The 14,490-nt window shown below is 67.6% G+C and carries 12 protein-coding genes; 5 read left to right on the top strand and 7 right to left on the bottom strand.

The window, feature by feature from the left end:
* Positions 1-14: 14 nt before the first annotated feature.
* Complete coding sequence (gene hemH, locus GWK50_RS12075; protein ID WP_162016740.1) at positions 15-1,103, top strand: ferrochelatase; 1,089 nt, start codon at positions 15-17, stop codon at positions 1,101-1,103.
* An 81-nt stretch (positions 1,104-1,184) separates the two neighbouring features.
* Here the strand turns inward: hemH and GWK50_RS12080 are convergent, their stop codons facing one another.
* On the bottom strand, positions 1,185-3,173 hold the full coding sequence (locus GWK50_RS12080) for a DUF3857 and transglutaminase domain-containing protein (protein ID WP_162016741.1): 1,989 nt from the start codon (positions 3,171-3,173) through the stop codon (positions 1,185-1,187).
* A gap of 142 nt (positions 3,174-3,315) precedes the next feature.
* On the opposite strand from GWK50_RS12080, the gene GWK50_RS12085 reads away from it, so the two are divergent.
* Entirely contained in the window at positions 3,316-4,341 is a 1,026-nt protein-coding gene (locus GWK50_RS12085; RefSeq protein ID WP_162016742.1) for a tetratricopeptide repeat protein, read from the top strand.
* Positions 4,342-4,362: 21 nt separating this feature from the next.
* Here GWK50_RS12085 and GWK50_RS12090 read toward each other — a convergent pair whose 3' ends face one another.
* Positions 4,363-5,028, bottom strand: coding sequence for a hypothetical protein (locus tag GWK50_RS12090; RefSeq protein WP_162016743.1), 666 nt, complete (start codon positions 5,026-5,028; stop codon positions 4,363-4,365).
* A gap of 189 nt (positions 5,029-5,217) precedes the next feature.
* Here GWK50_RS12090 and GWK50_RS12095 point away from each other — a divergent pair, with 189 nt between their 5' ends.
* The gene (locus GWK50_RS12095; RefSeq protein WP_162016744.1) at positions 5,218-6,702 is read left to right on the top strand and encodes a rhomboid family intramembrane serine protease; all 1,485 of its coding nucleotides are present in this window, start codon (positions 5,218-5,220) and stop codon (positions 6,700-6,702) included.
* Here the strand turns inward: GWK50_RS12095 and GWK50_RS12100 are convergent.
* On the bottom strand, positions 6,699-8,018 hold the full coding sequence (locus GWK50_RS12100; protein WP_162016745.1) for a hypothetical protein: 1,320 nt from the start codon (positions 8,016-8,018) through the stop codon (positions 6,699-6,701). The two genes, GWK50_RS12095 and GWK50_RS12100, sit on opposite strands and share 4 nt — an antisense overlap.
* A 481-nt stretch (positions 8,019-8,499) precedes the next feature.
* Between GWK50_RS12100 and GWK50_RS12105 the strand changes: the two genes are divergently transcribed.
* Positions 8,500-8,931, top strand: a complete 432-nt coding sequence (locus GWK50_RS12105) for a thermonuclease family protein (protein ID WP_162016746.1) — start codon at positions 8,500-8,502, stop codon at positions 8,929-8,931.
* A gap of 12 nt (positions 8,932-8,943) precedes the next feature.
* On the opposite strand, the gene GWK50_RS12110 is transcribed toward GWK50_RS12105, so the two are convergent.
* Entirely contained in the window at positions 8,944-9,858 is a 915-nt protein-coding gene (locus GWK50_RS12110) for a DHHA1 domain-containing protein (protein WP_162016747.1), read from the bottom strand.
* A gap of 64 nt (positions 9,859-9,922) precedes the next feature.
* Positions 9,923-10,258: an ankyrin repeat domain-containing protein gene (locus tag GWK50_RS12115; protein WP_162016748.1), complete on the bottom strand. Its 336-nt coding sequence runs from the start codon at positions 10,256-10,258 to the stop codon at positions 9,923-9,925.
* A 94-nt stretch (positions 10,259-10,352) separates the two neighbouring features.
* On the opposite strand from GWK50_RS12115, the gene GWK50_RS12120 reads away from it, so the two are divergent.
* A complete protein-coding gene (locus GWK50_RS12120; RefSeq protein ID WP_162016749.1) occupies positions 10,353-11,102 on the top strand; it encodes a pseudouridine synthase in 750 nt (249 codons plus the stop codon).
* Here the strand turns inward: GWK50_RS12120 and GWK50_RS12125 are convergent.
* Positions 11,095-13,365, bottom strand: a complete 2,271-nt coding sequence (locus GWK50_RS12125; RefSeq protein ID WP_162016750.1) for an EAL domain-containing protein — start codon at positions 13,363-13,365, stop codon at positions 11,095-11,097. The two genes, GWK50_RS12120 and GWK50_RS12125, sit on opposite strands and share 8 nt — an antisense overlap.
* 86 nt (positions 13,366-13,451) lie before the next feature.
* The gene (locus tag GWK50_RS12130; protein WP_197905007.1) at positions 13,452-14,468 is read right to left on the bottom strand and encodes an OmpA family protein; all 1,017 of its coding nucleotides are present in this window, start codon (positions 14,466-14,468) and stop codon (positions 13,452-13,454) included.
* Between the last annotated feature and the right edge of the window lie 22 nt (positions 14,469-14,490).

The following is a 14,490-nucleotide window of genomic DNA, read 5'->3' on the forward strand; positions in this document are numbered from 1 at the left end:
GGCGAGAATGCGGCATGCCTTTCCAGACCGAACCCGCCTACACCCACGGCCAGGCCCAACGCACCGCCGTGCTGCTGTGCAACCTGGGCACGCCCGACGCCCCCACCCCCAGCGCACTGCGCCGCTACCTGGGCCAGTTCCTGGCCGACCCGCGCGTGGTCGAAATTCCGCGCCTGCTGTGGCTGCCCATCCTGCACGGCATCATCCTGCGCACCCGGCCCGCCAAATCCGCCGCCAAGTACGCCAGCATCTGGCGCCCCGAAGGCTCACCCCTGGCCTACTGGACGCAGCAGCAGGCCACGCTGCTGCGCGGCTGGCTCGGCGAGGCGGGCTGCAACGTGCTGGTGCGCCCGGCCATGCGCTACGGCAACCCGTCCATTGCCAGCCAGCTCGACGCGCTCAAGGCCGAGGGCGCCACGCGCATCCTCATCCTGCCGCTGTACCCGCAGTACTCGGGCACCACCACGGCCAGCGTGTTCGATGCGGTGTACGCCTGGGCGGGCCGTCAGCGCCATGTGCCCGAGCTGCGCTTCGTCAACCGCTACCACGACGACCCACTCTACATCGAGGCCCTGGCCCGCCGCATCGAAGCGCACTGGAAGGAGCACGGCCAGCCCGACCGACTGGTGATGAGCTTTCATGGCGTGCCCGAACGCACCCTGCACCTGGGCGACCCCTACCACTGCGAAAGCCACAAGACCGCCCGCCTGCTGGCCGAGCGCCTGGGTCTGCGCAAGGACCGCTGGCAGCTCACCTTCCAGTCGCGCTTTGGCAAGGCCAAGTGGCTGGAGCCCGCCACCGAGCCCACCCTGGTGGCGCTGGCCCAGAGCGGCACGCGCCGTGTGGACGTGGTGTGCCCCGGCTTCACCAGCGACTGCCTGGAAACACTGGAAGAAATCGCCCAGGAAGCGCGCGAGGCCTTTGTGCACGCGGGGGGCAAGGAGTTCCACTACATCCCCTGCCTGAACGACAGCCCTGCCTGGATCGGTGCCCTGAGCCAGATCGCGCAGCAGCACTTGGCAGGCTGGCCGGTGCAGCCCCCGGACCAGGCCACGCTGGAGCGCGCGCGCGACATCGCCCTGGCCAGTGGCGCACCGCGCTGACGCAGCGCCCCCTGCACGCCCGTGCCTAGATTGGCGCGGTTTGCACCGTGTTCGCACTGGTAAAAATAGTGTGAACAGGCCCTAGCGTTTTTTGGGTTTGCGTACCGCCTTTTTCTTGGGGCCGCTGTTCTTGCTGGTCGCTGCCGCCGTCGGCTTCTGCAGGCGGTAGAACACCTGGCCCTGCAGGCTGCGCGCCACAGGCTCCGCCTGCGCCATCCAATCCCGCATGTAGCCGGGCTCGCACAGGCCCTGGGGCGTGTGGTCGTGCAGGCTGCGCAGCACCTGCACCCCCTGGGCCGTGCGCTGGTAGCTCCCGCGGTAGTCCAGCGTGGCATGGCGCGAGTCGAACGCCTCGGGCAGGCGCGTGAACTGCACGCCGGGCGCCAGGGTGATGTCGTAGCGCTCCTCGCTGTGGTAGCCGTAGCAGCGCACGCGGCGCTGGGGCGCGGTGAAGTCGCCCACCGCCAGGCGCACCACCGACAGGGGCAAATCCACCACCGGCGCCAGCACAAAGGCCCCTTGCGTGCCCGACTGCAGGAAGTTGTCGATGTCAAAGCGCAGCTCCACGGCGTAGCGGTCGGACAGCAGCAACGCGTCCGACAGGTCGCCCCGGTCCAGCTCCCCCTTGCCTTTGTAGCCCGAGCGCGCCAGCAGCCTGCGCACAAAGTCGCGCTGTGCGTCGGCCTGCAGCTCGCGCATGTAGGCACGCATGCGCGCCGCCTGGGTGCCCTCGAACTCCACGCGCAGGTGCCCGCTGGCGCTGCCATCGGCGGCCACCCGCATCGTGGTGTGCACGCGCTGCACCGCCTGTGCGGCGGGGCCTGCGGGAATGCGGCGCAACGGGTCTTGCGAGCCCACGTGCACCACCGGCTTGGCATAGGCATTGGCAGGCAGGTGGCCGAACGGAATCTGCTTGGCCGTCGCATCCACATACATCTGCCAGTCGGGCAGGTAGTTGATCACATGGTTGGCGCTGGCCACCACCGGCAGGCCCGGCAGGTCGTAGGTGTCGCCTGCGTTGACGAGCACCTGCTCACTGCGGATGCCCGCCGCCCCCAGCAGCGCCTGCAGCAAGGTGGCGTGGTCCTTGCAGTCGCCCATGCGGTTCTCGAGCACGGTGTCGGTGTCGCGCGGCACCACGGCCCCTACGCCAATGCAGTTGCCACCGTAGGTGATGTGGGTGGACACCCATTCGTACAACAGGCGGGCGCGTTCGCGCGGCTCCTGCACGGTGCCCACGATGCTTTGCGCCAGCGTGCGCACGCGTTCGGTGGGTTCGGCCTTGGGCAGCGCACGCTCGCCGTAGGCGCGGGCGATGGCGGCGTAGTCGGCAAAGGTGCTGGCCAACAGCACCGGGGTTTCTTCCAGGCGCCAGACGCCTTCATCGGCTTCGTTCCAGGTGCGTGGCTGGAGGTTGCGGTAGCGCCACTCGCGCACGCTGAGCTCGCCCTCCGCTGCGCTGGGCTGTTCGTCCAGACCATGGGCCTCAAAGCGCAAGGGCAGCCCCTTGGGCGCACGCACCGTGATGCGGCTGTCGGCGTGCACCACGAACGGAGAGAAGCTGTGCGCCACCGAGAACGCGCCGGGGAAGATGGCCTCCTTGTCCTCGATGCGGTACTTGACGGCCACCGTGTCGCCCACGGCCAGGTCCGGAAACACCACCGTGATGCGCGTGCGGTCCGAGAAAAACGGCTTGCCGCCCTGGTGGCCATCGCTGGTCTGGGTCTGGAAGTTGTTGGCAGGCACATCGATGCGCCGCCCGTCCTGCTTGAGGGTGTAGGCCTCGAGCACCTGGCCTTGCTGGATACCGTTGCTGAACCCGATGCTGTAGGTCTTGAGGTCTTCCAGCGCCCCCGCCTGCAGCACCTGGTTGTGCAGTTCCTGCGTCATGGTGGCGCGCCCGTCCGGCCCCAGGTCGTAGCGCACATGCCAGCGTTGCAGCGCCGAAGGTGCCTGGGCACCGGCAGCCGGTGCGGCCGCCGGCGTCTGCGCCCCTGCGGGCAGCGTCACGGCAAGCGCCAGCCCCCAGGCCCATGCTGCGCGCGAAAAGGCCGGGGTGAAACCAAACATACCAAGCATCCGGGAGTCTCCGTTTCTATTGCAGCGCCAGCGCCGACGCGTGGCCGCCGATGGTAGTGGAGCTGCGGCACAATCCACGCGGCGCTGCAAACCGTTACACCTGGCTCACCGGCGCCTTTCCGTCCACCACACCATGAACCACAGCATCTCTTCCCTGAGCCTGGAACCCCTGGACACACCAGAGACGCCCCAGCAACGTGGCTGCCCGCGCTGCCAGTACGTGCGCCAGGCCAGCGACACGGCCCCCGAATGGCAATGCCCACGCTGTGGCGTGGCCTATGACAAGGTGCAGCCAGGCGCCACTGCACCCCCGCCCTCCACGAGCAAAGCTTCGGCCGGCAAGGCGGCACAGCGCAGCGCCCAGGCACAGTCGCCGCAGCCGCCTGGCCGGGCATCGGTCTCCAGCACACCCGAGCGACCCTGGGCGCTGATTGTTTTCACCGTGGGCATGGTGCTGCTGCTGGGCCTGGTGGGCTGGAAATGGCAGGCCCGCCATTACCAAGCCGCCGAGCGCGCCGCCCGTGCCGCCGCCGATGCACAGGCCCAGACCGTGGCCCAGGAAAAGGCGCGCCAGGACGAAGAAGCCCAGCTCAAGGCAGCAGAGGGCCTCTGGCGCAGCCACAAGAGCGAACAGGCACTGCCCACCGTCGAGGCCATGGCCCAGCAGGGCCACCCCAGGGCCATGGTGCTGCTGGGGCTGATGCACTGGGAAGGGCGTGGCGGCATGCCCAAGAACCCCACCCTGGCCCTGCAATGGCTGCAAAAGGCAGCACAGCAGGGTTCGGCCCTGGCCGCTGTGTGGCTGGGCTACATCCATGAGAAAGGCCCGCAGGACATGCGCCAGCCCAGCCTGGCCGAAAACTGGTACCGCAAGGCCGCCAGGGCGGGCGACTCCACCGGCCTGTACAGCCTGGGCAAGCTCTACGCGCAGGACCTGCCCGGCGTGGGCTACCGCCCGGTGCAAGCGCTGATGCTGCTGGAGCTGGCCATGCGCGACTTCAACGCCAACCCGACGCAGGAATCAATGACTCCGAACAACCAGAGCGCCTTCTGGGCGCAGGGCGCCATGCGGTCGCTGGAGCCGCGCATGTCCATCACGGATGCGGCCCAGGCACGCCGCCTGGCCGACGCCTGGAAGCCAGGGATGCCGCTGGAATAGCGGCCCCTGCGGGTGCTGCGCCTATTGACGCCGCGCCCACCAGACAAAGCCCAGAAACACCACGCCCAGCACCAGCGGCACCCAGGACATGAACAGCTCCAGCGGTGAGGAGGTGCGGATGCCCGACCACACCTCGATGCGCACGCTGTCCATGCGCAGGTTGCGCATGCCCGAGAACTCGACCGCCGGGGCGATCTTGCGGTCTTCCTTCAGCGTCACCGGCAGCGCGGCACCCACCAATTCCAGCACCTGGCCCGCCCTGGCCTTGGAATGCGCCAGCTCGGGCATCAGGCCCGTGCGCGTGGCGCCGTCGAGCACCCAGCCACCCACCAGGCGTGCCCCCACATCGCCGTCGGCCAGCGCCACGCCCTGAACCTTGATGACCAGGGTGTACGGGCTTTGCTTGGTGGTGAAGTCCAGCTCCTTGCCCGTCCAGGCCACCGTGTCGGCCAGCACCGGCGGGACCTTGCGCGCACTTTCTGCGGGTGTCTGCACATTCTTTTCATGAAAGCGCACAAAGCGCGCGACCGCCTCGGCGGGCAGTTCCTCGCTGTGCACCATGCGCTGGCCCCACAGGCCCGTCTCGTCCTTGGCCTGCGCCGGCAGCGCCGTCCACACCATCGCGGCCATCGCCAGGGCCGCCCCCAGCCAGCGTGCGGCACGGCCCACCCCCTGCGCTCGGGTCATTGTTGTCTGCATGTTCTTGCGTCCCTTTCGATATGCGTTGACCGCGCAGTGTACCCAAGGCAAGCACTCATTTTTTGATAGCTGCTTGCGCTTATCCATCAAGCGCCAGAGGCATATTCTTCCCAAAATTGCCACAGAAGCGGGCAACGCTGGATCGGGTCACAGGCGACAACCCGGCACAATGCCGCGATGTTTTATGCCATCCCCCTGGACAGTCGGCCCACTTGGCGCAATCCGCCCTGGATGACGGTGCTGCTGATCCTCATCAACATGGCCGTGTTCTGGGGCCCGCAGCGAACCGAGGAGGCCGCACAGGAACGTGCCGCCGCCTACTACCTGCAAAGCCCGCTGCCCGCGCTGGAGATTCCCCCGTTCATTGCCTGGCTCGACGACACAGGGCACAAGGACGCCGCCAAGGCCCACAAGCTGCAAAAGGCAGGCGCCAGGCAGTATTTGCTGCGCTGGATGGAGTCCGAAACCGTGTTCCAGAAGCGCCTGCACGCCGGGCTGGTGGTGCCGCAAAGCGCGCCCCAGCATGCCCAGTGGCAGGAGGCCCGCGCGCACTACGAAGCGCTGCAACCCCCTCCCTTCACCGAGCGCTGGGCGCAAGACTACAACGCGGACGCACCCTGGCGCCCCATCACCTGGCTGACGGCCACCTTCCTGCATGGCAGCACCGGGCACCTGCTGGGCAACATGGTGTTTCTGTTCCTCTTTGGGTTTTCGGTGGAGCTGGCGCTGGGCCGAAGGCTGTACCTGGCGTACTACCTGCTGGGAGGTATCGGCGCGTCCCTGCTGGCGGGCTGGGCCTACGCGGGCATGGGCGGCTATGGACTGGGCGCTTCGGGCGCGGTATCGGCGCTGATGGGCATGTACGCCGTGCTCTACCGGCTGCGGCGGGTGCGCTTCTTCTACCAGTTGTTCTTCTACTTCAACTATGTGACGGCCCCCGCCCTGCTGCTGCTGCCTGCCTGGATGCTCAACGAATTGCTGCAGCACTGGCTGGGTGGGCGCGGTGTGGCCTACATGGCCCACCTGGGCGGACTGATCGCCGGCGCGGGCCTGATGGCGCTGACCATGGCCGTGCGGCGCAAGCCGCTGGAGGTGCCCATCACCCCCGTCCGTACCGACCACCAGGAAGACCTGGACTTCCAGGCCCATGTGGCGCGGGCACGCCAATTGGCCCAGGGGCTGAAGTTCGAGCAGGCACTGGCCCAGTGGCGCGCCGCCGCCCAACTGCGCCCGCAGGACCGTCCCACGCTGGAAGCCTGGTTCAGCACCGCGCAGCTCTGGCCAGAGGGCGAGGACTTTCACCGTGCGGCGCGCCGCATCTTCCAGTTGCAGGCCCACGATGCCGACACCCTGGCCTTCCAGCACACGGCCTTCCGCACCTACCTGGACAAGGCCCGGCCCGGCGCCCGCCTGCAACCCGACGTGATGGCCCATCTGGCCCGCCGCTTTGCGCGCGCCCAGCAATGGGGCGACGCCGAGCGCCTGTTCAAGGCCCTGCACCAAACCGCACCCACCCACCCGCTGCTGGGCGAAACGCTGGGGCTGCTGGTGGCCGCGCAGTGGCATGCCGGCCAGCATGAACGCGCCGCCGCGTGGCTGCCGCAACTGCGCACGCTGGCGCCGGACAGCCCGGTGCTGCGCACCCCTGGCCTGGCGCGCTAGGCGGTGCTGGGCGCAGGCGGCAGGTGCTGGCGCAGCAGCCAGCGCGCCTCTTGCGTGGCGGCGTCGTTGGGGTGGCGCGCTTCCAGCGTGGCCAGCACCTTGAGGGCCATGTCGGCCCGGCCCATGCCCTGCAGCAGCGCCCGCGCCGCCAGCTCGTAGGCCTTGGGCACGCTGGCGTGGCCCTTGAAGCGGCGGTCGAACCCGCCCAGCAAGGCCAGCGTCAACGCTGCGTCACCCACGCCCCAGGCCGTGCGGGCCAGGGCCAGGGTGTGGTCAGCCTGGGCCAGCACAAACTTTGCGTCCTGTGCGCGGCAGGTCTGGCAAACGCGCAGTGCCTCGGCGTTTTGCCCCAGGCGCAGCAGCAGTGGGATAAAGCGCTGCGCATGGTCCAGCAGGCTGGGCGTCTTGTTCGCCAACGCCAGAATGCGGTGGTAGCGCCGCTGGGCGGGCAGCTCGTCATGGCGGGTGCGCTGGTGTTCGTAGGCAATGCCCAGGGCGCCTTCCAGGTCGCCTTCGGTCACCTTCTGCGCCACCAGGGCGTCGGTGGCGTCGTGTTCAATCTGCTGCGGCGTGCGCCGGTCTGGCGGTTGTGTGTCGATACCAGCCCCTGGCAGCAGGTCAATGCCAAAGGCCTCATGGTTCTGGTACATCACGTAGCCCAGCAGGCTGCACATCACCCAGCTGAAATAAATGAGCACCCAGTTGATCAACGGCAGCAGCAGCCACTCGGGAAAAATCGGCGCCAGCAACGCCATGGCCAGGACCGAGCCCTCGCTGAGCAGGAACAGGAAAAAGCACAGCAGCACATAGGGCCAGCCGACCACCTGCACCGCAGCCCAGGCGTTGGCCGGGTTCAGCGTGGCGCGCAGGCTGCCCGTTTGCACCAGCACCATGAGGCTGGCTGGCAGCAAGAAACTGATGGCCAGCAGCGCCAGTTGCCCTAGCACGGGCTTCACACTGCCCAGCCAGCCAGCGGCCATGGATTGCAGCACCAACAGGGCGAACAGCTTCCAGGGCAGGTTCTTCCAGTCTTCGTCGTAGTGGCTGGTGAAGTCTTCCGCACGGTAAATGCCGCGCGAACCCAGCGCGGTGACCTTGAAGCCATAGCGCGATGCCGCCAGCAAGATGCCCAGCTCCGTGACGATCGCCACCAGGGGGGATGGCAACAGATAGATCAACAGACTGCACAGGGCCAGCAGCCATCCATACGTCAGAGGCTGGGACTGGAGCGGGAACAGGAAAAAGGTGTTGAGCCGGTGCCAGAAACGGGGCGGCTGCTGTGCGGGCTCTGCAGTCCCTGGGGTGCGCTGGTTCATGGTGGGGCCCGCCTCCCTCTGCGGGCCGAGGGCATTATAGGAACCGGGCTGCACAGAATTGCCGCCCTGGTGCCCTCACCACACCAGGCCCCGCTTCCAGTGCGTTGAATGCTATAATTTTTATAGCTATTTGCGCTTATCCATCAAGCGCTGGAGGCCAATTTTTTTAAAAGTCTGCGACGCTGCTGCGCGCCATCCCACACCATCACGAGCGGCAGAAAGAACCCAGCGACACGGGCCATGCCCGTCCGTGCAGCGGCGCCCCAAGAGCAGCCACCACCACACGCCCAGCAAGGTGCCGCTCACACCCAGGGGCTTGTACCCAGTCTCTGTGGGCCACCCTGTGGATAAGCCCCGGCACAAGCCGCCAAAACCGCGCCTGCATTGGCTTGCAACGCACTGCCCACCAATTGGGCAGCCTTGGCCAGCATGCGTTTGCCTCTATAGTGGCGGGCCTTTCTGCCCTACAGCGTCCCCCTCCATGCCTGCTGCCGCCCTGTTCTGCCTGGTTGTCGCCATCAGCGACGGCGATTCTTTGACCGCGCGCTGCGGTCACCCAGGCGCCTACGAGACGGTGCGCGTGCGCGTGGCGGCCATCGATGCGCCTGAGCACAGCCAGCCCTACGGTCAGCGTGCGCGCCAGCAACTGGCCCGCCTGTGCTGGCGCCAGCAGGCGCGCATTGAACCCGTGGACCGCGACCACTACGGCCGCACCGTGGCCCGGGTGCAATGCCAGGGGAAGGACGCCGCCAGCGCCCAGGTGCGCGCGGGCATGGCCTGGGTCTATGCGCCGCGTGCGCTGGCCTCCCCGCACCTGGCCCGCCTGCAGCGCCAGGCCCGCGCAGAGCGCTCAGGCTTGTGGGCCGATGCGCAGCCGGTGCCGCCCTGGAAATACCGCCATCGGCAACAGTAAGTGCAAGCAGGCCTATGCCTCGAACCGCCCGCTCAGCAGTTCCGGCAAACGGCTGACCGGCATGCGAAACCCGCAGGCCTGCGCATGCCCGCCGCCACCCATGCTGTGCGCCAGCGGGATGCAGTCGTAGCCACGCTGCGAGCGCAGACCCACCTTGACCACGCCGCCCTGCCCGGCCGACCACAGCAGGGCAAAGCTGCCGCACTGCTTTGAGAGCAGTTCGCCCAGCAGGCTGTGGAAGGCGCTGGGCGCGTTGAGCATGAGCCCCTCCTGGCCGTTGAAGCGAAGGGGCTGGGCGCCCTCGGCCATGTCGCTGGCGAGCTTGCGGAACTTCTCGTCCATGGCCTCGCCGCGCGCCATGAAGCTAGCGTTTTGCGCCGCATCGAAAGTGGCCAGCTCCTGCCAGCGCGCAAAGTCCTGGGGCTCCATGTCCAACGCGGCCAGGTAGGCCGCGCTCTCGGGGAACTGCCAGTTCCACAGGTCGCGGTCCTCCACGTAGCGCACCAGGTCCGGCAGTGGCGCCTGCGGGTGGAAGAACTCCCACGCCAGCCGTGCTCCGGATTTGTGCATGTCGAAGAACACCACGCCACAGCGGCAGGTGAAGCCGTCCAACTGGTCGGCCGCGCTCTTGTGGTGGTCCAACAGCACGAGCTTGGCGGCCTGCGCCTCGATGGCGCGCAGCAGTTCGGGCGCAAACGCAAAGTCCAGCACATAGACCGTGCGGCCTTGCAGGGGCGGCAGGTCGGCCACGGTCTGCACCTGGCCATGGTCCAGGCCCAGGCACTGCACACGGCCTTCATAAAACGTCCAGGCCGCCAGGGCGGCCGCAAAGCCATCGGGACAGCCCTTGCCGTGGTACAGCACCAGGGGATCGGGATCGTTGCGGTCTGGGGCGACCAGCAGTTGCAATGGAAGAAGGGTTCTCATGCCCGAATTGTCGCTTGCCATCGCCGACCCAACGGCCCTGCGGCGGCGCTGATTGCGTGTCGCCCTATATCCCCAGCCAACGCCGCCACAGCGAGGGGGCAGCGTCCTGCGCGCCCAATTGCTGGAGTTTTTGCACCAGCATGTCCCGCCCATGCTTGCGCGCCGCCTCCAAAGGGGTCAGCCCATCAAAATCCGAGCGCAGGTGTGGGCTGGCGCCATGCTCCAGCAAAAAGTCGGCCACGGCATCGTGGCCCTGCACCAGGCTCGCGACCAGGGGCGTGCACATCACTTCCGGGTGCTGGTAGTTCGGATCGACGCCCGAGGCAATGTGGTGCCGCACCCGCGCCAGATCGCCCGCCACGGCGGCCGCATACATGTCCTTCCAGTCCCCTGCCGACATCGGATACCTCCTCAGGATTGCGCTGGGGAGGCATCCTAGCAGCGCGGCCCCCAGTCTGCATGGAGCACAATGCGCGCCTCTCCTCCCACTCCCCATGACTGCTCTGCACCTCCTCTGGCACGACGCGCACCTGGTCGCGGTGTACAAACCGCCGGGCTGGCTGGTGCACCGCACAGGGCTGGACGCAGGGGAAACCCGTTTCGTGGTGCAGACGCTGCGCGACCAGTTGGGCCAGCATGTCTATCCGGTGCACCGGCTGGACAAGGGCACCTGTGGCGTGCTGGTGATGGCGTTGCACCCCCAGGCAGCGCACGCACTGGCACAGGCTTTCGAGCACCACAAGGTGCGCAAGCGCTACCTGGCCCTGGTGCGCGGCTGGGCACCCGCGCTGGCCGAGGTGGACCACGCCCTGCGCCCGGACGATGCGCCCCCGGATACCGCTGCGCAGCCTGCCCACACCCGCCTGCAGCGGCTGACGCGCCTGGAATTGCCGATGGCCAGCGATGCGCGCTTTGCCAGTACCCGCGCCAGCCTGGTACTGGCCGAGCCCACCACCGGCCGCAGGCACCAGATCCGGCGCCACCTCAAGCACCTTGCGCACCCCATCCTGGGCGATGCCACGCACGGCAAGGGGCCGCTGAACCGCTGGTGGGCGGCACACCTGGGCCGCCAGCGGCTGTGGCTGCACGCCTGGAGCCTGGAGCTGCCCCACCCGGTGAGTGGTGAGCCCCTGCAGTTGCACAGCGGGCTGGATCTTGGCGCCGCTGCCCCGGCGATGCCCGAACCCGAAGGGCTGGACGACTGGCACATGCTGCTGGGCAGCCAGCCATGGATGCCTACGTGAGGCGCTGCAACCAGTCTTCCTGGGGCTGCGGACGGCAGTACAGGAAGCCCTGGCAGATGATGGCGGACGAGCGCTCCCTCAGGTAGCTGGCCTGTTCCTCGGTTTCCACCCCTTCGGCCACCACGCGCAGGCCGAAATGGCGTGCGACAGACAAAATGGCCTCCACCAGGGCGCCATCGTCGGCGTTGGTGCAGGCATCGCGCACAAAGCTGCGGTCGATCTTGATTTCCTGGATCGGCAGGCGCTTGAGGTAGGCCAGCGACGAGTACCCGGTACCAAAGTCGTCGAGCGAGAACTCCACCCCCAAGGAAGCAAGCTCGCGCATCTTGGCGACCACATCGTCAAAGTCCTCGATCACCAGGCCCTCGGTCACCTCCAGCGTCAGCAAGGCCGGATCGGCGCCCGTGCGCTCCAGCAGGGCCCGCAACTCCTGCACAAAGCCCGGCTGGCGAAACTGGCGCGCACTCAGGTTGACCGACAGGCGCACCCGCTGCTGCGCCAACGCAGGGTTGGCCAGCAATGCGCAGGCCTGCTCCAGCACCCAGCGCCCCAACAGGACGATGAGATCGGACGACTCCGCCACCGCAATGAACACGCCCGGCATCACCAGGCCGTCGCGCGGGTGCTGCCAGCGCACCAGCACCTCGGCCCCGGTGGTGCGCCCCTGCATGTCCACCTGGGACTGCAGGAACAGACGCAGTTCCCCGGCACCGATGGCCTGGCGCAATTCCCGCTCCAACTGGAAGCGCTGCTCTGCGGCTTGCCCCATCTCCTGTTCGAAAAAGGCCAGTTGCCCACCACCCACGGCTTTGGCCCGGTGCAATGCCATGCTCGCGCGGCGCAGTGCATCGTGCGCCTGGTCCTCAGGCCCCTGGGGGTAGAGCGTGATACCCACACTGGCCGTCCATTGGATGGGGCCGGCGTCGCCCTGCAAGCGCAGGGGCTGGCCCAGCGCCGCCTGCACCTGGTCCGCAAAGGCCAGCGCCCGGCGGCCCGCCAGAGGTGCATCGTCCCCGAGACCATGCAGCACCAGGGCGAATTCATCCCCCGCCACGCGCACAAGCATGCCCTCCGCAGGGAGCTGGTGCGACAGGCGCAGCGCCATGGCGCACAGCAGGCGGTCGCCCATCTCGCTGCCGCGCGCGTCGTTGAACACGGTGAATCGGTCCAGGTCCAGCAGCAACAAGGCGTGCAAGGTCGCCGGGGACCCATCGGCGCGCTCCTGCAGCCCGTGGAGGTGCTCCACCAGCATGGCGCGGTTGGGCAGGCCGGTCAGCGCGTCATGGCGGGCCAGGCGGTGGATTTCCTGCGCGGCACGCTTGCGCTCGGTGATGTCCTGCCGGTACTCCACATAGTGGCTGATGCTGCCGTCGGTCTGGCGTATGGGCGCCACCACCACGGACTCGGCCAAGGGCGCCCCATCCTTGCGCTGGTTGGTCTGCTCCCCCGCCCAGACCTTGCCGCTGGCCAGTGTCTCGCGCAGCCCCTGGCGTTGGGCCGCCTCCATACCCTTGCTGGAAAACAGGGCCGCCGCATGGCCCAACACCTCTTGACGCGCATAGCCGGTGCGCTGCACAAAGGCCTCGTTCACATACTCGATGCGCTCTTGCAGGTCGGTAATGACAATGCTCTCGGGGCTTTGCTCCACGGCACGCAGCAGCTTGCGCAACTGCGATTCGCTGGCGGCCAGCTCGTGGGCCGTACGCTGCGCCTCCTGCACCCGTTGCATGTAGTTGCGCCGCGACAGCAAGGTGGCTGCCGCCGTGAGCACCAGAATGCCCGCCAGGTACACCCCATGGGCCCATCGACTGCCCCGAGGCACCTGGGGCATCCAGCCCTGGGCTTCCGCCCAGAAAAAAAGGCCGAACAGCATGCCGGTGATCGCCACCAGCACCACGGTAGCCCGCCCACCCAGCATCCAGCCCGAAAGCACGATGAGCACGGGGTAATTGAGCAGGTTGGGCCCGTGCAGCCCGCCATTGCGCACGGTCACCAGCGTCACAAAGCACCATACGCCCCAGACCAGCAAGTGCGCCGCCAGCCGCCAATGCCGCAAGCGCGCCAGCACCAGGGCCAGACCACCCACCAGGCCCGCACCCAGGTTGAAAAGAATCCGGCTGGTCGATTGACCGACAGGGTCCAATGCCAGCAAGAGGGCGATGGCACCACCAATCGCCAGCACGGCCCAGCCCGCCACCCGCACGAGAAGCCGGGTAGTGACATCGGGCACATCAAGGTCGGGGGCGGGGGCGTACGGCTGCATACCGGTATCTACCCGAGTGGGATGGAGACAACGCATCCTAGCGGTTTCCCCCCTGCGGCACCACGCGCCGCACGGTCGGAGTGTGCTTATTGCAACACCAGCTCAACGCGTCGGTTCTTGGCACGCCCTTCTTCGCTGGCGTTGCTGGCCACGGGGGCCAGAGAAGCCACGCCATTGCCCACCAGGCGCCCGGCCGCCACACCATAGTCCTTGACCAAAGCAGCCGCCACGGCCTCGGCGCGGCGACGTGACAGAGCGAGGTTGCTGTCGAACCCGCCCACGCTGTCGGTGTGCCCCACCACGTGCAGCTTGACACCAGGCTCGGCTTTCAGGAAGGCGGCAATCTGGTCGAGCGAAGGCTTGGAATCGGGCTTGATATCGGCCTTGCCGGTGTCGAAGTAGATGCCGTAGATGGCTACCTTGCCTTGTGTGGTCAGCGACTTGCCGATTTCCGAGGCGCTCACGACCACCATGTTCTGCTGCATGGCCTTGGTTTCGAGCACGTCCACGGCAATGTAGGCGCCTTGCCGGGCCTTGTAGGTGCGGTCTTCCTTGGGCCAGTCGATAGCGACCAGGCGCACGGTGACGTTGTCCTTCTGGAACGTGCCGGTACGGATGGTGTTGGCCTCGGCCGCGTACATGACGTACTCGGAGCGCGCGTTCTTGACGAAGTCCTTCTTGCTGCTGCTGAAGCTGGCGAGGAAGTTGGTCCACTTGCCTGCGGCAGGGTCTTTGGTGGAGTCGTACAACGCCTGAAAGCCCCCGGCCGTCAGCTCATTGACGTAATTGCGGTACAGCTCCAGCGCGCGCGTGTCGCCAGGCGCTTCGTACCAAAAGCGGGTCAGCTTGCCTTCGAGCTGCAGCGGCGGCTGCACGTAGCGCCGCACCCCGGCGCCCAGGTCGAACTCCTTGAAGGTGGAGGTCTGGAACTCCACGGCGTCGAAGTTGCGCACCTCGTAGCCCACGATACTGCTGCCGCCAAAGCGCTTGACGGCCGGGTGGTCCTTGGCGCCTGCCATGTCCTGCGCCTGGGCTGCGCCCCACAACCCCGCACAACCCACCAGCACCAGCGCCATGCGGCGCGCCCATTGCATGAATGCCATTGCCATTCCTCCAGTGACGAGC

Source organism: Acidovorax sp. 210-6 (assembly GCF_010020825.1).
Taxonomy (GTDB): Bacteria; Pseudomonadota; Gammaproteobacteria; order Burkholderiales; family Burkholderiaceae_C; genus Simplicispira; species Simplicispira sedimenti.